Here is an 18,085-nt window from a genome sequence, read left to right on the forward strand (position 1 = left end):
AGCATTAACCCTTCCCCTTCTCACACTCCAGTGGGAAGGGGCTAGGACCTAAAACCGTCATCTGCCTATCAATCTATCAATCTATCAATCTATCAATCTATCAATCTATGCTGATGCCGACTTCATCACCGCCGTAAAGCCGAATAACACCTAGCCCATCAAACAGGGCCTTCTTTGCAACACACATTATGCCTTTATTGATGCTGTATTCCATTCATAGATGTATGATTTTACGGAACTAAAGCTGCACGCTGCCAAGATTGCGCATTTGCCTTATCGCCCAATTCACTCGACTGACGGTATAAGAGGTCTGCGGATAGACTTTAATGCGATAAGGATTTGGCAGCACCACCGCAAGTCTCGCTGCTTGACGCGTTGAAAGTCGCTTTGCTGGAATACCAAAGTAGTTTTGCGCTGCAGCCTCCGCGCCATAAATACCTGGGCCAAACTCAACCACATTCAAATACACTTCCAAAATGCGTTGTTTGCTCCACATCGCTTCCATCAGGAGGGCGAAGTAAAGTTCGTACCCCTTGCGTAAATAAGAGTGGGAAGGAAACAGAAACACGTTCTTTGCGGTTTGTTGAGTGATGGTGCTCGCACCACGAGACGGGCCGTCCTCGCCAGATTCTGAAATCACTTTGAACAAAGAGGCAAAGTCCACACCATAATGAGTGGGAAACTTTTGATCTTCCGTGGCTATTACCGCTAACTGAATGTGCTTGGACATTTCGCTCAGAGGTACCCATTCACTCTGGCTGTCTTTAGGAAAGCCATCAGGAGAAGAAATCATACGGCTTAACTTCCATCCCCAAATTGGCGGATCGACATATTTCACTGCACCAACAAGCATGACTGGCAAAAGCAAAAGCACCAATAAGAACCTGAAAATAATGACTTTTAATGTTTTCAAAGTCTGACCTAGCTTGATTTCCTAAAACAATATGATGTGATTATAAAGTATGAAGTCTGTCTATCGTTAGTGAAAAGTAGGTCAAAAAAGCCCGATTTACATTGTAAAGCGGGCTTAGTCTTGATTAAGCATGGAGACGAGTTAAGAGTGTTTCGCCAATCCAGCTGACTTTACCAATTTGTAGAAGATGGTTGACAGCGGTGGCAAACGTAGCTCAAGAGACTGAGGTAATGACTCACTCTCAACTTGTTGCGTTTCGACGCGGTTTAACATCTCAAAACTGCTGCCGTCGTACTTGGCATCATCGGTGTTAAGCAGAAGTTCATATGTACCATTCATCGGTACACCCAATCGGAAATGCTCATGAGGCACTGGTGTGAAGTTGCTGATCACTAATACACGCTCGCCCCCCTTACCGATGCGCTCATGGGCTAGAATGCTTGCTTCGGCTTCATCTTGTAAACGCCATTCAAAGCCGGCAGGCACACAATCTTGATCGTGCATCGCCAATTCGTTGCGGTACAAGTGGTTCAAATCTCGAATCAGTGCTTGTACGCCTTGATGTCGACTGAACTCCAGCAAGAACCACTGTAACTGGTCATCATGGTTCCATTCCGCAGTTTGGCCAAGCTCAGCACCCATGAAGTTGAGTTTCTTACCCGGCTGACCGTACATGTAGCCAAAGTAGGCACGTAAGTTCGCGGTTTGTTGCCACTCATCACCCGGCATCTTATTGTGAATAGAGCCTTTGCCGTACACCACTTCATCGTGAGATAGTGACAGTACGTAGTTCTCACTGTGTGCGTAAACAAGCGGGAAAGTAACAGTATTGTGGTGATATTTGCGGTGAATAGAGTCTTCTTTGATGTATGAAAGACTGTCGTGCATCCAACCCATGTTCCATTTAAAGCCAAAACCTAAGCCCCCCATAAAGGTAGGAGCAGATACGCCGGGAAAGGCGGTCGACTCTTCTGCAATGGTCATAGCGTTCGGGAAGTGCTTGTATACTTCCTCGTTCATCCACTTTAACGTTGCGATCGCGTCGTAGTTCTCGTTGCCGCCATCCATGTTTGGGATCCACTGATCGTGGCTACGCGAATAGTCTAGGTAGAGCATTGAAGCAACCGCATCGACACGGATTCCATCAATATGGAATTGCTCGAACCAGTACAACGCGTTTGACACAAGGAAACGACGCACATGTTCACGCCCTAAGTCATAGATGTACGAGTTCCAATCTTGATGCCAACCACGACGAGGATCGGGATCGTGGAACAGTGGTGTGCCATCAAAATTCGCTAAGCCATGATCATCGGATGGGAAGTGTGCAGGTACCCAATCCAATACCACGCCTAAGCCAGCTTGGTGACACGCATCGACAAAGAATTTGAAATCATCTGGTGAGCCGTAACGACTCGTCGGCGCAAACAAGCCTACTGGTTGGTAACCCCAAGAGCCAAAGAATGGGTGTTCTGAAACGGGCATCAGCTCAACGTGGGTGTAGCCCATGTCTACAAGGTAAGGAACTAACTCAGCAGCCAGTTCACGGTAGTTTAGGAAATCGCCGTCTTCGTTACGTTTCCAAGAGCCTGCGTGCAGTTCGTAGAAAGACAAAGCTTCATCACGTTTCTGCGTCACTGGACGTTTTTGCCATTTTGCATCTTGCCATTGGTAACGGTTGTGGTCGTAAGTAATCGATGCAAACGACGGGTACTGTTCTGAATAGAAGCCCCAAGGATCTTGTTTATGAGGAAGCCCCTCCCCATTTGGTCCTTTAAGCTCGAATTTATATTGTACGCCCTCTTCCAAACCAGGAATGAACAAGCCCCAGATACCATAATCGAGACGCTGCATTGGATGACGACGACCGTCCCACTGGTTGAAGCTTCCCACCAAGCTGATTGCGGTAGCATGAGGCGCGTAAACCAGGAAACGCACACCTGAGATATTTTCACCACCACGCTCTATGGTCACAAACTGCGCGCCCATATAACGGTACATGTCTTTGGGGGTATGTAAGTGCTCGTATTCTTGGTAAATGTTGTGATACTGATAAGGATCGTCGATGAGCTGTTCGATCCCCCCCCAATTCACCACAAGTTGATAGTGAATCGAGTGCAAATCGCGCTTCTGTTTTAAAATAAAGCCACTTTCACCTTCACGATCGAGCTCGATACGAGGTTCACCGCTGATCAACAGTTCTACTGTGTCTGCACCCGGCATCCACACGCGTAACGATCCCTCGGAATCATCAATGAATGGACCAAGTGACGCAAATGGGTCTGAGTAAGCCGCCTCAGCTAATAATTGGTAAGCACGTTGGTACTTTTTCTTTACCTTGGTGTTCAAATCCTTCTCCCTAGCACCGATATTCTCCAAATGGTTTCTGAACATCGAGTGTCCCAGCCAATAATACCAATCAAATTTTTAAACAACATTGTCGAGCGTTATAACAAATTAACATGACGCGTCATTTACTACGCTTAGTATAAATTCACAAAAATATAAAACCGCTTACTTTATCCATGCAACAAATAAAATAGCACCAAAAGTGCCCGCTATTTTCACGGGCATAATCAATTCATACGAACCAATCATAATAATCTAATGAGTGAACCAGAGTGTACTTTCGCACCTCGACGCTATTGAACTTGCCGATTCCGACACCACTCATTTCACCTTATTTGGTTGATTTCGCACGCACTTCCGTCAGACGCTTCGAGATGCGGTTAACATCTTCGCGGCTGAAGAGTTCATCAAGGTTAACCGACAGTTTACGTCGCCAGTTTGGATACTCATCCACGGTACCGGGAATGTTGACTGGTTGATCCATCTCAAGCCAATCTTCAAGCTGAACACTCAATAATGCTGAGGCACCCGCAGCCACATGCAACTGCAATGCTTCGCTTAGGTAAGAATCCATTGGTACGTATTGCGCATCATGACCGATACCTTCTGGCAGGTAACCGTGCCAACGAACACTGTCTAGGATGCCTTGCTTGCACTTCAAACGATCCTCAAATAGCCCCTCTAACTGCTCCTCGTCTGGATAGAGGCCTATCTCACGTCCCATCTTCAAATCATCACAATGCCAGAAACCGCGGAGGGTTGGCATATCGTGTGTACACAGTGCCGCCATCGACTGCTGTGCGTAATGCTTCGGAGAAATGAAGCCGCCGTCGTCTTTTGATGTTTCGAAGAAGAACACTTTGTAAGAATGAACACCCGCATCACGTAGAATGTCTACGATTTCATCTGGCACAGTCCCCAAATCTTCACCGATAACAGAACACTGATGACGATGTGATTCAAGCGCTAGGATGGATAGCATGTCTTCGACTGGGTAGTAAAGATAAGCGCCCTCTGTCGCCTTCTCACCTTTTGGAATCCACCAAAGGCGAAGTAAGCCGAGTACATGGTCAATACGCAGCGCGCCGCAGTGCTTCATGTTTGCGCGTAGTAGCTTGATGTAGGCTTCGTAGCCAGTCGCTTGCAGCACTTGTGGGTTAAGCGGAGGTAAGCCCCAGTTTTGACCCAGAGGTCCAAGAATATCTGGCGGTGCACCGATGCTCGCATCCAACACTAAGGCACCATTGTCTGCCCAAGTCTCGCTGCCTGAATCCGCAACGCCAACGGCAAGGTCACGATACAAACCAACTGTCATGCCTTTCTCTGCCGCTAGCGCTTGCGCTTCTCTGATTTGCTCATCTGCAAGCCACTGTAGATACATGTATAGATGAACGCGGTCAGCGTTATCTTTTATATATTTCTGAGTCGCCGCCGCGTCAAAAGTACGGAATTTCTCGGGGAATACTGGCCAGCCCCAAACACTCGAATCTTCGGCGTGCAACTCACCATGCAGCGCATCGAATGTCGCTTGATGCAGTAAACTGTCGCCACCGAATTCTACGAACTCAAGGAACGCTCGAGCACGGTCTGTGTTCTTGTCCAAATGTCGCGCCTTAAACTCACTAAATAGCAACGGCAGAATACTCATCTTAAGCTCAGACACTTCGGTGTAGTTGACCCAGTGTGATTCACGCGCTTTTTGGAGACGCTGTTGGAACTCAGCACTGCCAACACGTTGCTGTGCTTCTGCACTTAGCGCGAATTCCGGCACTGAGCTTACATCGATGTACATAATGTTTAGCCAACAACGCGAAGACGGGCTGTATGGGCTCGCCCCTTCTGGATTCGCAGGGAACAGTGAGTGAATAGGGTTCAAACCAATAAAGTCACCACCACGAGAGGCAATGTCGCTGACCAACTGCTTGAGATCACCAAAGTCGCCGATGCCCCAGTTGTGCTGAGTTCGCAGTGTGTAAAGCTGGATGCTTGGCCCCCATAGCTTTTTGTTTTTTTGCAAGCCTTCTTGTTTGAAACACACTTTCGGTGTGATGATCAGCGACATTTCGTAAGGTGTTTTACGGCGTTTACGGCTGATGATCAGTTTGTGGTAACCCCAAGCCAAGTTCTTGGGCAATGCAAACACTAGAGGACCACCCTCAGCACGTTCATCACGAACAATTTGCGACTGAAGATAACCTTCAAGTACCTCTCCTTGTTCGGTTTCTAAACGCCAACTAAATTCACTTTCGCGAGCACTCGTACCTAGGTTTAATCCCACTTCAACTGGATCGCCGTCGCGTAAAACAAGAACTGGGGCGAGCACGCCTTTCTTATGCTTTTTCTCAGCAGAAGCCAAGAGCTTCTCCTCGCTGCTCGTATCGTAGCCAAGTGAGGAAAGTAAGCAACGCAGTGTTTCTTCAGAAACATTTGTCTTGTCTCCCCATGCGCTGACGTAGCTATCCGCTAATCGTGCCATGTCTGCGACTTTGTTTAATGCTGTTTGTCCTTTCATCGCTATCTCCGAAGGTAATACCAACACACCTACCCTCTAGGGTTTCATTGTTATCAATAACTCATTCTTGAAAATGACCAAAGGCAGCGCTCGGCTACCTTGACCTTAACTGGGTTCTATTAGCGTTTCACCGATTTAAGTTTCCAGATATTGTTCACGTAATCGCGGATTGAACGGTCTGATGTAAACTTGCCAACTAGCGCAGTATTAAGAATGGCTTTCTTAGCCCAACCCGCTTGGTCTTTATATTGTTTGCCCATTTCTTCATGTGCTTTCACATAAGATGCGAAGTCAGCAAGACATAGGTATGGGTCACCACCATCGAGTAGACTATCGAATGTCGCGCGCAGTAAACCTGGTTGACCTGGGGTAAACTCGTCACCCGTTAGTAGGTCTAGAGACGCTTTTAGTAGGTGATCCGCATTGTAATAGTCATATGGGTTGTAGCCAGCAGCTCTTACCGCTTTCACGCCCTCAACATCCAGCCCGAAAATGTAGATATTTTCATCACCCACTTCCTCGCGTATCTCAACATTCGCACCATCCATCGTACCTATGGTTAAAGCACCGTTGAGCGCCATCTTCATGTTACCCGTGCCCGACGCTTCTTTACCCGCCAGCGAGATTTGCTGTGAAACGTCTGCCGCTGGGATGATGATTTCAGCCATACTCACGCGGTAATCAGGAATGAATACCACTTTCAGTTTGTTGCCGATGCGAGGGTCGTTGTTGATTTTCTCTGCCACCTTGTTCACCGCGAACATGATCTCTTTCGCTAGGTGGTAACCCGGTGCAGCTTTCGCAGCGAAGAAACATACGCGTGGCTCACATTCAAAGCCAGGCTCGTTTAGGATGCGATGATACAGAGACAAAATATGCAGTAGATCAAGATGCTGACGTTTGTACTCGTGCAGGCGCTTGATTTGAACATCGAAGATGGCATTAGTATCCAGTTCGATGCCCATATTCTCTATCACCCAGTTCGCTAGACGCTCTTTGTTCTCTTTCTTAACAGCCATGAATTCTTTTTGGAATTTCGCGTCTGTTGCATACTGAGCAATACCTTCTAGTTGCTCTAGTTTCGCTGGCCATTCTGGACCAATTTTCTTAGTGATTAACTCAGAGAGGCCCGGGTTGCAGAACTTCAACCAACGACGTGGCGTGATACCGTTCGTTACGTTGTGTAGACGCGTTGGATACATCTCGTGGAACTCTGGGAATAGGTCTTTTTTAACCAACTCAGAGTGCAGCGCTGCTACGCCATTGACTGCGTAAGAGCCGATGACACAAAGGTTCGCCATACGAACCATGCGGTTGAAACCTTCTTGAATGATAGAAAGCTTCGCTTGCTTCTCACCATCGCCGGGCCACATCGATCGGACTTCTTGTAAGAAACGGTGGTTGATTTCAAAAATGATTTCCATGTGGCGTGGAAGCAGGCGCTGGACAAGCGACTCTGGCCATGTCTCCAGTGCTTCTGGAAGTAGCGTGTGGTTAGTGTACGCAAACGTCTGAGAACTGATTTGCCATGCAGCCTCCCAACAAAGACCTCTCTCATCTATCAAGATACGCATTAACTCAGGGATGGCGATAGTTGGGTGCGTATCGTTGAGCTGAATCGTCTCTTGCTTCGGCAGATCCTCAAGCGAATAGCCCGCAGCTTCGTGGCGGCGAAGGATGTCACGTACAGACGCAGCGGAGTGGAAGTACTGCTGCATTAGACGCAGTGTTTTACCTTTCTCATGGTTGTCATTTGGGTAAAGCACTTTTGTAATGTTACCAGCGTCGATCAGCGCATGCTGAGCCTCGAAATAATCACCGTTATTAAAGCTCGCTAATGAGAAAGGAGCAATTGCCTGACATTCCCAAAGACGCAGAGGATAAACCGTACTAGATTCATAGCCGACAATCGGAAGATCCCAAGGCATGGCTTTTACAGACATTCCAGGTACCCATTTACGAGCTTCTTTGCCGTTCTCGTTCACCACTTCGACGTGGCCGTAGAAGCCAATTTCTTGCGCGAGCTCTGGGCGAGCCAATTCCCATGGGTAACCCTCTACACCGCGCCATGCATCGGGTGCTTCTTGTTGACGACCATCTTTAAACGACTGCTTAAACAAACCATATTCGTAGTGAAGACCATAACCAACGGTCGGAAATTCTTGAGCCGCACATGAATCCATAAAACAGGCCGCAAGACGCCCCAGACCACCGTTACCCAATGATGGATCACGTTCTTCTTCTAAAAGATCAGTAAGGTTGTGGCCGAGTTCAGCCATTGCCTCAGTGATCTGTTCGTAAAGACCCATGCTAATCAGATTGTTACCCGTCAAACGACCGACAAGGAATTCTAGTGATAAATAATTAACGCTTTTTGCTTCTTGAATTCGAGCGTCCGCTTCAGTATCAAGTAAATCACACGTGGTAAATTCAGCCAGTGCGCGTCCCATTGCCAGATACCATGCGCGACTATCTGCATTTTCAGTTGTGTGAGCGTAAGTTGTGGAGAGATGTTTCTTTACGCTTGTTTGAAACGACTGTTTGTCAAATTTTTGCTGTTGAGTAGGCTTCATCAAGAAGTTCTCCGTTTTGAGTCATTTATCTGTCATACATCGTGCATTTCCCTCCGTGAATAAACATCCTCCTATTTAGTGCCTTTAAAAGGAGGAGGGGGCAGGGCGTAGAGGGCAGATACCTGCAAACTTAGTGATCTAAATCGCAACACAGCAGCCGATCATCTTGCTCTTGGTGATTCGGGTCACAACCAACAGACGGAAAGGTTAAAGTTTGTTCATATTATTTTTTATTCACCCACATCATTCCAATACAAAAACTGTCTAATTGATCACATTACTCCTCTTAATACCGATATCCTTCTTGAATAGATGTGCGCATCTCTCTATATGAAATCAATACCAAGAAACTTTTAGTGATAAAAATCACAAATACAGGGCGTAGTCGATGGCAATAACATCGACTCTCAAGAATTAGGAAGTGGATCAAAGTAAGAGGCATTTCTGATGTCGTAACATCCACACCAACTCACAACACTGCACAATTTTTGTACAAATCGATATTTCGTGGTGTGTTCAATTTCTCGTTTCGCTCGCTTAAGAATTTAAGGACAGAACTAATAATGTGGATTCCATCTAAACTTACTCGTCCGGGTCGCTTGCATAATACGATCGTCCGCCCTCGAGTATTGGACTTACTACAGCAAGCGCCTAACTACAAACTGGTATTGTTCCGCTCACCAGCTGGTTACGGGAAAACCACCATGGCAGCGCAGTGGTTATCAGACAAACAGAATGTTGGTTGGTACAGTATCGACGACAGTGACAACGATGCTTTTCGCTTCGTCAACTACCTGCTGCAAGCTTTAAACAAAGCGACCAACTACGACTGCACCAATGCACAAAAATTGGCTGAGAAAAACCAGTTCTCTTCTTTACGCTCTTTATTCAGCGAAGTTTTTGCTCAGATGGCAGACTCTCTGCGCGAGTGCTACCTTGTGTTAGACGACTACCACCTGATAACGAATGACGAAATACATGAAGCAATGCGTTTCTTCTTAAAGCATATGCCAGATAACCTGACCGTGGTGGTCACGAGCCGAGCCGCGCCTCCACTGGGTACTGCGAACCTTCGCGTTCGTGATTTGATGATCGAAATTGGTAATGAAATGTTAGCGTTTGATACTGAAGAAACGACTCGCTTCTTCAACCAACGCGTTGCTGACAATATTGATGAAAACATGGCCAACAATCTGCGCACCTATGTCGAAGGTTGGCCATCGGCACTACAACTTATCGCGCTACAAGCACAGCATCAAAACCGCTCGCTGGCACAAGCCGCAGAATCGATGTCTCATTTCAACCACGCACACTTATGGGACTATCTCGTCGAGGAGGTCTTTGATCTTCTCGATCCAGAAACTCGCCATTTCCTAATGCAAGTGTCGATACTCGACCATTTCAACGATGAACTCGTGTTTGCTCTTACCCAGCGTGAAGATGCGCTCGGTATGATTGAATCTCTGAATCGTTTCGGATTGTTTATCTATCCACTAGAGGGGGAACAAAACTGGTTCCGCTTCCATAACCTATTTAGTGAGTTCTTGTCTCATGAGCGACTCGCGCGCATTCCTCAACAAGAAAAAGACTTACATCACAATGCTGCTACGGCTTGGCTTAAACACAAAGCCCCCCATCAAGCCATTCACCACGCCCAGAAGTCCGACGACACCAGTCTGATTGTAGACATCTTAATTGAATTCGGTTGGAAAATGTTCAACCAAGGTGAGCTAACAACACTAGAATCCGCTATCGATAAACTGGATAAAAACCAACTGTTCAGCCACCCAAAACTGTCTATGTTGAGAGCTTGGCTAGCGCAGAGTCAACATCGCTACAACCAGGTAGGTAAACTGCTTGCGGAAGCAGAAGAAGAATACAAAAAACGCAATATTGAGCTCGATACGCGCTATCAGGGCCAAGCCAATGCCTTGCTTGCCCAAGTTGCGATCAACAGTAACCAACCTGAGCGTGCATTACAGCTCGCGGAGCTAGCACTTAGCCAACTTGATTCTACCGTGTACCGAAGCCGCATTGTCGCAACGTCAGTGGTCGGTGAAGTTAACCACGTACTGGGTAACCTAGACCGAGCATTGCCAATGATGCAACAAACCGAAAAACTGGCACGCCAATATCAGGTTTACCATCAAGCCTTATGGGCAATCTTGCAACAAAGTGAAATTTTGATCGCACAGGGTTATGTGCAGGCAGCGTTTGAGCTACAAGATTCTGGTTTCCGCTTGATTGAAGATCAACAACTGCAGCACATTCCTCTTCATGAGTTTCTATTGCGTATTCGCGCACAAGTACTTTGGTGCTGGAACCGTTTAGATGAAGCGGAAGAATGTACATACAAGGGTCTTCAAATTTTGGAGAACCACTCACCAAGCAAGCACTTACACAGCTACTCTATGTTGGCTCGTATTGCGGTTGGACGCGGTGAGCTGGATAAAGCAGGTAAGTTCATCGAACACATCCAACATTTGATGAGGCAGTCTACTTACCACGTAGACTGGACGGCAAACGCCTCACTTTCTCTGATCATATTCTGGCAAGCACGTGGTAACACAGGAGCAATTCAGGAGTGGTTGAACACCACCGTTCGTCCTGAATCCGCATGCAATCACTTCCTACAGTTACAATGGCGCAATATTGCGCGTGCTCATATCAACCTCGGTCAGTATGCCGAAGCACGAGAGGCTTTGGATTTTTTGCACAGCGAAGCTCACCGCACGAATTTGGTTACCGATACGAATCGCAACTTGGTTGTTGAAGCAACTTTAGCAGCTCGCCAGAAAAATGAAGACCAAGCGAAAGCGCTATTGAAGCAAGCGCTGATCATGACAAACCAGACCGGCATGATAGGTAATTTCTTAACAGACGGTGCCACCATTGGTAGCCTGCTAGAGAAGCTGAGCTTGCGTAATGAATTAAGCGATCTGGAACGCCATCGTGCACAAAAGTTGATGAAAGACATCTCTTCAAACCAGCGCAGCCGTTCTATTCACTTCGATGAAGACTTTATCGAAAAGTTGGTGAATAACCCGAACGTGCCGGAATTAGTTCGTACTAGTCCATTGACTCAAAGGGAGTGGCAAGTGCTTGGCCTCATATACTCTGGCTTTAGCAACGAACAAATCGCACAAGAGTTAGATGTGGCAGGAACAACCATTAAGACTCATATTCGTAACTTGTACCAAAAGCTGAACATTGCCAATCGTAAGGAAGCAATCTCCACAGCAGAAAACTTATTGCAGCTCATGGGTCAGTGAGCAAACAGTCCAATGAGACAGAAGCTCAATCGAATAAGTCAGTAGTAAACTCTAAGGCCGGTGCAATGCATCGGCCCTTTTATATCAATTACACCACGAAAATACTAAAAATGAGCGTTCTTACACGCAGCACGAACTGCTGTCGACAACGGTTTTGGCCCATTATCCTTTAAAAGTGCAAATTGCAAAGCCAGTAAGAAACGTTACACATATACAGAAAACAAAAAAAAAGCCAATCGCAAAAAGGGCAATTGGCTTATATATATTGTGAACAATGTGTATTCACTAACAACGTCAGTTGGCTAGGTGACCCTCGGCTTAAGAAGGGTCGAAAAGAATTATGCATTAATCATGCCAATTTTGAAAGGGCTATTTTTGGGCACAAGATCTCATATCAGATCTTGTTATATTTTTCATTTGTGCATAATGCAAAGGCCGAACGCAATATGCAATTCCAAAATGCAAAAGACTAATATAAATGATAAATGAATAATCAACACATCAAATAAGTGAGAATAATCCTTTATTCGGCACAATTTGCATTATGAGCAAACTTTAATATTTTGTTGCATTTGTCCATAAAACCTCGCCTACCAGTATGGTTGTATTGACTGACATCGCATACTCAAGTGACTTCAACAGCAAAATTCAGAGTATCTTTAGAATACGTCCCTATAAGCCGTCACTTCGATATCGACCGGAGCACTATTTAATACTTTTTTGACATCAATGTTTGTATACTCACTGCCATCAACATGACTAAGTACTTGAGAAATGAACTATCTAATCACCTACTTTAAAGGAATGGCCATGGGAGCCGCAGATGTCGTCCCTGGCGTATCAGGCGGCACCATTGCATTCATTACTGGGATTTACGATACACTGCTAGAAAGCATTCGACGCATCAATCCTTCACTTTTCTCAATTTGGAAAAGAGATGGTTTCAAAGCCACGTTTAATCATATTAACGGTTTCTTCCTGATTTCATTGTTTGCAGGTATCTTAACCAGCATTGCAACTCTGGCTAAGCTGATCAGTTGGCTACTAGAGACACATCCGATCCCAATTTGGTCATTCTTCTTTGGCCTAATTTTGGTATCGGTCTACCACATCATCCGCCAAGTAGAAAAGCGTGATGCGATACGCTTCGTTGCACTATTGATAGGTATTGGCTTTGCCTACAGCATCACGGTACTAAAACCACTTCACATGGAACCAACCGCGATCAACACCATCCTTGCGGGGGCGATTGCGATTTGTGCAATGATTCTACCGGGTATTTCTGGCAGCTTTATTTTGCTGCTAATTGGCATGTACGCTCCAGTGCTAGGGGCAGTAAAAGGCTTCCATATTGATATCCTTGCTCTGTTCCTTGTTGGCTGTGTCACTGGCCTGCTGACCTTCTCTCACCTATTGTCTTGGTTACTAAGTAAATTCCGCGATTTAACCCTAATGTTCCTGACAGGCTTGATGATCGGAACATTACCAAAGGTCTGGCCTTGGAAAGAAACGCTAACATGGCGCACGAATTCGAAGGGTGAGCAAGTACCACTTCTACAACATAACTTATCGCCGTTTGAGTTTGAGCACATCACATCTCAGCCATCGCAACTGGTATTGGCCATCATCATGATGCTAGCTGCAATCTTTTTGGTACTTGGTTTAGAGAAGTTTGCTGATTCAAACAAATAAACTCATGTCCCCTGTTTACACTTTAAGAGCGGAGCCATTGGTTCCGCTTTTTGTTACGACCCGATTCCATTGAGGAATGTTAAATGGATGGGTACAGTGCACAATTTATTGAAGTCACGAGCTTTAGTAACTGCCACCTGTGCTATGATGCTGGTCATGTTACGTGATAAGTACTGACTCTTAATGAAAGTGTTACAAATTACAGGGATAACTATCGCACTGGTTGCTGGCTTTTACGCACCCACTTTACTTAAAAGCTTCTCTTCAACACCCGCTGCAAAATCAGACGACGAATACTGTTTCCTCTCTACGCAACCCTGTGTCCAACATAATGTTGTGATGACACTTGGCGTCGATAATGCGCAACCTTTGATCCCAGCTCAGTTTCAAGTCGAATGGCAAGACAGCGAAGCCAAACAGCTCGTATTAAGCTTGGTTGGACGAGAAATGGACATGGGCGAGCCCAAATTCATACTAAAAAAAGTAGCACCGGGTAAATTTGTCGGCGACGTAACATTACCGGTTTGCAGACAAAGTTCAATGACATGGGTTGGTGAGCTTTCTGACGGAGAAAACACCGTCTACCCTGCCCTCAAAATGCAAAAATAAGGAATGATTATGAACCGTAATTGGTCTCTTATTCTCGTGGTTGCTTTCGCCTTTGGCTTTGGTGCTAAAACGTATCTAGACAGCCAAAAAAAAGCAGAGGAAAAGCCGCAAGAGCCCACCGAACAAAGCGTGCTGTATGGCGAAGGCGATAACGCTGTCGATATCTTCGATACCAACGATGAACGCATTCGTATTGTTTACTTTGGCTTTACTCGTTGTCCAGACGTATGCCCAACCTCACTCGCTATGCTCGCTGGCGCACTCAATCAAATCAACGACGCACAAAAAGCGCAATTGCGTCCTATGTTCATCTCACTTGATCCAGAACGCGACGGAGCAGATGCATCAGCCAAGTACGCTCATTATTTCCATCCTATGATTGAAGGCTTGTCAGCACCACTCAACGTGACCACCCCACTTGCTCACAAGTACGGCGTAATCTTCCGCAAAACAGAGATGGAAGGCTCGGAGCTGAAATACACACTCGACCACAGTTCTTATTTCTATTTCTTGAAGCCTGACGGCACACTCATCACCAAGGTGCCACATACGTTAACACCTGCGCCAATTGTCGAGGCAATAACCAAACTGACGGCGAACAACTCATAAAGCACAACTGCCATCAGAACGTTGGCACACTCAACCCTACTGCTCAGTCCTTTAGCGCAAACGAAATTTACAAAGCTCTTCCGTAGTGAAGAGCTTTTTTATTTATCATTCTGTTATGCAATCATACCAACCTGTAAGCGTTCAGAATATCGCCATCAAAGCTCCCCATGCTTTGTATCGAGTCTCCGCTCGCTCCAAAAAGTCACGCTTGGTGATCACACTGATATCGAGTTACTCATCAGTCATTCCTGGTCATATTTGGCATTTGCCCCAACATGCCATCTTCACCAAAATGGAATGTTTCAAGCTGAGCTCTAGGCGTGGTGCTCGATTTTATCGAGCTTGTATGCAGGGCCTCATCATTTGTACTCGCAGCATAAAGCTGCCCCGAAAATGGGATACTAGTGTCGTAATTTTCAAACCATACCGCCATTGCTTTTGTTAGCAAAGCATCAGACTTATCTACATGTGCCAAATAAGAGCCATGGTTAGCAAATATTCTCAAATCATGAACCAAATTCGGTATGTTTTCATCAGGAAAGACGGCGGCCATCAAGATGCCTGGGATCTTTTGGTACCACATATCACATACAGTCTGGAATGAAGTGCCTAGATCCTGTATTCGTCCTGGTTTCACGTAACGCATGGTAAAACCAAACAACGGAGGACCCTCTTCTCTACCGCCATCAGGTTTAATGAAGCCAGCGATACATTTCTTAAACTCGTAGTGTACGCCAGAAACAGCTTGGACTCTCTTTTTACACTCCTCATCCCACCCGCCGTACACAGTTAAAATATCTGGGCTTTCAGGTGAGCAGTCATACATATCCCACAAGGGTTCTCCTTTAGTAGGGCGAGATAAGTAATCGTTGAGGGCACTAGCATTTCGCACCCATACGATATGCCAGTATGCAAACGGATCTTCTGTGTCTGGGAAGGCAAATATTGCCTTTATGTCAGGGTTCTCTTTGTAAGTTAACTTGGAAAAAACTTGGTACGCACTTTTAAATTCGACAAGTTTTTCTCTGTTAATATGACGCTTACCATAAATAACAGCAGGTGTTATGTTTGCTGAACCATGTATAACAGCCCTCTCTTCGCACCGAGATGCGATAGGATTTGCTTGCTCTTTCTTATCTTTAGGTTTCATACATTCTCTTAACTGCGTTACCTCAACTCCCTATATTAATAGTTGAAGTTTCCGTTTTCTTCCCATTGAGTCAGTTAGAGAGTTCTCGACCTTCGGTCTATAAAATGCGCCTTCGCCATCTTGTAACTCAGTTTGGAATTTTAGCTGTTCCCCGTGATACAGCACGGGGATCAACATTAACAGAATGAAATCAATGACCTCAGAAAAAATAAAAACTAGGGGCATTTGTTAATGCCCCTTTTTGTACTAGGAAGCTAACGATGCCCATTGATTTAACATCTATAAGCTCTATGGCTGTTCAGATAAACTTGAAAAAATGGCTTCGGCATCAACAATACCGCCAGAAATTGACACCGTTTCAAATGGAACGAGGTCCGATGGCGAAGAAGGTTTTTTTACCAACAAACCTGAATAAAGTCTGGACTCTTCCATTAACAAAGACTTCAACTCTGTGGCCGTTAGATCTGGATAGTTTGACCAGACTAAGGCAGCAACACCCGAGACAACTGGCGCAGCCATACTTGTGCCACTGAGAGACGCGTAGGTATTATCAGGTGTTGTAGATAGAATACGATAACCTGGAGCGAAAATATCGACGCTGTTTTGACCAAAGTTACTGAAGCGGGCGACCAGTTTTTCGTCAGCGTATTGTGCTGAAGCTCCAACATCCATCCAAGTTTCAATTGGCTGCGACCAAGCATGTTGAGCAAATCGATTCGGGAAACTTGGTTTTAAGTCGTTGTCATTTTTACTGTTACCGGCTGAGTGAATAATGAGTACCCCTTTTTTAGCCGCATAGCGAAAAGCATGATCAACGATAAACTTGCGTGGGGAATAACTTTTACCAAAGCTCATGTTGATGATTTTAGCGCCATTATCAACAGCATATCGAACTGCGTTGGCAATATCTTTGTCACGCTCATCACCATTGGGGACGACTCGAACTGACATAATTTCAACATTTTGAGCAATACCATCAATACCAATCCCGTTACCGCGCTCTGCCGCAATGATTCCAGCTACATGAGTACCATGCCTGCCTGACGGACCTTTAACGAGGTTATTTCCATAGCCTTTCTCCCATGGATTACTGATATCATCTTGAACTATCATTTGACGACTATTGAAGTTGACATTGTAATGATATTGCAATGATTCTAGATAACGATTACGGCGAGAATCTAAATAATCAAAGGAATACCAATTCTCAAAAAGTTTAACCAAATTACCTGCAGCTTCAGAAACAAGTGGAGATTCATGTTCAATCAGAGGTGTTAATCCACTGATGCTAAAGTCGTCGTGTAAGATGACATCTAAAATCTGTTGTTGGTACGTTTGAGCAAGCTCTATTGCCTCTTCAACGCGCTCTAAAGCAGTACGCTTGCCTTCAATGGCTTGGAGAAAATCCTGCTCAATTTTTTTGAAGTACGCTTGTTGGTCTGCGTCCAAAGGTTGTTGTTCTGCTAAAATATCGAGGTACTTTTTGTATTCGCGTGTCACCTCTAGTGTGTCTTGATTAACGTTTTTTCCATGTTGGTTGCCAAGGAAATTCCAACCGTGCACATCATCAATGTAACCGTTGTTATCATCATCGATCCCATTATCAGGAATTTCATCTTGATTGGTCCAAAGCTTATTCTTCAGGTCCTCATGCTCGATGTCGACACCTGAATCTAAAACGGCGACGATGATCGTTTTTGGTATTGCCGGAGGCAATAATGCTTCATAAACAAAATTAGAACCGACACCTTGCACGTTGGATGATGTAGCTGAAAGATTAAACCAATCTTGCTGACTTTCTTCTGGTGGTGTTAAAAAATGCAAAACAGAATGCATCGGTTTAGGTTGCTTATTGATTGAATAATCTTCAACAATAGTACCTTTGACGTTTGTTATGTAAGGGGAATTTAGAGCATGAGGTGAATCAGTATCTTCCACAGCTTGCACAGCAAGAGCATTAGAGGAAGCTAAAATAGCTATATTTGTAAAAGAAAGTCTCAGCGTTTTCTTCATGGTAATTACAACCTTTCATTGTGGGATCGATGTTACGTTGAGAAAATCCTAAATATTAAAAACGACCTTGCGAACAAAATGTTAAACAAATGTTAATTTGATCTCACTAGAGCAAAAAACAATTTAATAAAATTTGAACTGACCATCTTTATAAATAAAACAGCAGATAATTTTATTGTGACTATGATTGTGAGTTTATATTGTTAATTCTAATATTTAACTGTTGTTAAGAGATTATTGAGATCAGTGTTTATAATACTAATTAATACTTTATCATTAAATTATCTAGTATCGGCCTATGCGCTTTAACGTCGTAGTGTAAAGACAAAGGCGCAACGTTATCCTACCCATGCAAATCAAGAGAGACTTTGAACTACCGCACATGTTAAATGC

At 45.0% G+C, this 18,085-nt stretch carries 10 protein-coding genes; 4 read left to right on the plus strand and 6 right to left on the minus strand.

What is annotated here, in order from left to right; genetic code table 11:
• Positions 1-238: 238 nt before the first annotated feature.
• The 4 genes from mtgA to AND4_RS06265 form a co-directional block, all read right to left on the minus strand.
• Entirely contained in the window at positions 239-913 is a 675-nt protein-coding gene (gene mtgA, locus AND4_RS06250) for a monofunctional biosynthetic peptidoglycan transglycosylase (protein ID WP_009842086.1), read from the minus strand.
• Positions 914-1,054: 141 nt separating this feature from the next.
• Positions 1,055-3,307 carry a 1,4-alpha-glucan branching protein GlgB gene (gene glgB / locus AND4_RS06255; protein WP_043991501.1) on the minus strand — a complete coding sequence of 751 codons (2,253 nt, stop codon included), beginning with the start codon at positions 3,305-3,307 and terminating at the stop codon, positions 1,055-1,057.
• A gap of 286 nt (positions 3,308-3,593) precedes the next feature.
• Positions 3,594-5,774: a 4-alpha-glucanotransferase gene (malQ, locus tag AND4_RS06260; protein ID WP_009842088.1), complete on the minus strand. Its 2,181-nt coding sequence runs from the start codon at positions 5,772-5,774 to the stop codon at positions 3,594-3,596.
• Positions 5,775-5,893: 119 nt separating this feature from the next.
• Positions 5,894-8,347, minus strand: a complete 2,454-nt coding sequence (locus tag AND4_RS06265) for a glycogen/starch/alpha-glucan phosphorylase (RefSeq protein ID WP_009842089.1) — start codon at positions 8,345-8,347, stop codon at positions 5,894-5,896.
• 563 nt (positions 8,348-8,910) lie between these two features.
• Here AND4_RS06265 and malT point away from each other — a divergent pair.
• From malT to AND4_RS06285, 4 genes are all read left to right on the plus strand, one after another.
• On the plus strand, positions 8,911-11,619 hold the full coding sequence (gene malT, locus AND4_RS06270) for an HTH-type transcriptional regulator MalT (protein ID WP_009842090.1): 2,709 nt from the start codon (positions 8,911-8,913) through the stop codon (positions 11,617-11,619).
• Between the two features lie 774 nt (positions 11,620-12,393).
• Positions 12,394-13,311 carry a DUF368 domain-containing protein gene (locus AND4_RS06275; RefSeq protein ID WP_043991502.1) on the plus strand — a complete coding sequence of 306 codons (918 nt, stop codon included), beginning with the start codon at positions 12,394-12,396 and terminating at the stop codon, positions 13,309-13,311.
• Between the two features lie 183 nt (positions 13,312-13,494).
• Entirely contained in the window at positions 13,495-13,920 is a 426-nt protein-coding gene (locus tag AND4_RS06280; protein ID WP_009842092.1) for a hypothetical protein, read from the plus strand.
• A 9-nt stretch (positions 13,921-13,929) separates the two neighbouring features.
• Positions 13,930-14,529 carry an SCO family protein gene (locus tag AND4_RS06285; protein ID WP_009842093.1) on the plus strand — a complete coding sequence of 200 codons (600 nt, stop codon included), beginning with the start codon at positions 13,930-13,932 and terminating at the stop codon, positions 14,527-14,529.
• Positions 14,530-14,767: 238 nt separating this feature from the next.
• On the opposite strand, the gene AND4_RS06290 is transcribed toward AND4_RS06285, so the two are convergent.
• Both AND4_RS06290 and AND4_RS06300 read right to left on the minus strand, forming a co-directional pair.
• Positions 14,768-15,679, minus strand: a complete 912-nt coding sequence (locus AND4_RS06290; RefSeq protein ID WP_009842094.1) for a hypothetical protein — start codon at positions 15,677-15,679, stop codon at positions 14,768-14,770.
• Positions 15,680-15,967: 288 nt separating this feature from the next.
• A complete protein-coding gene (locus AND4_RS06300; protein WP_009842096.1) occupies positions 15,968-17,692 on the minus strand; it encodes a S8 family peptidase in 1,725 nt (574 codons plus the stop codon).
• Between the last annotated feature and the right edge of the window lie 393 nt (positions 17,693-18,085).

The sequence above is a fragment of the Vibrio sp. AND4 genome, from assembly GCF_000171815.1.
Lineage (GTDB): Bacteria > Pseudomonadota > Gammaproteobacteria > Enterobacterales > Vibrionaceae > Vibrio.

Bases quoted from the DNA above. Each gene is read 5' to 3' on its own strand.
- malT (WP_009842090.1), top strand. From the start codon at position 8,911: ATGTGGATTCCATCTAAACTTACTCGTCCGGGTCGCTTGCATAATACG.
- AND4_RS06285 (WP_009842093.1), top strand. From the start codon at position 13,930: ATGAACCGTAATTGGTCTCTTATTCTCGTGGTTGCTTTCGCCTTTGGC.
- malQ (WP_009842088.1), bottom strand. From the start codon at position 5,774: ATGAAAGGACAAACAGCATTAAACAAAGTCGCAGACATGGCACGATTA.
- AND4_RS06290 (WP_009842094.1), bottom strand. From the start codon at position 15,679: ATGAAACCTAAAGATAAGAAAGAGCAAGCAAATCCTATCGCATCTCGG.
- glgB (WP_043991501.1), bottom strand. From the start codon at position 3,307: ATGTTCAGAAACCATTTGGAGAATATCGGTGCTAGGGAGAAGGATTTG.
- AND4_RS06265 (WP_009842089.1), bottom strand. From the start codon at position 8,347: ATGAAGCCTACTCAACAGCAAAAATTTGACAAACAGTCGTTTCAAACA.
- AND4_RS06280 (WP_009842092.1), top strand. From the start codon at position 13,495: ATGAAAGTGTTACAAATTACAGGGATAACTATCGCACTGGTTGCTGGC.
- AND4_RS06300 (WP_009842096.1), bottom strand. From the start codon at position 17,692: ATGAAGAAAACGCTGAGACTTTCTTTTACAAATATAGCTATTTTAGCT.
- AND4_RS06275 (WP_043991502.1), top strand. From the start codon at position 12,394: ATGAACTATCTAATCACCTACTTTAAAGGAATGGCCATGGGAGCCGCA.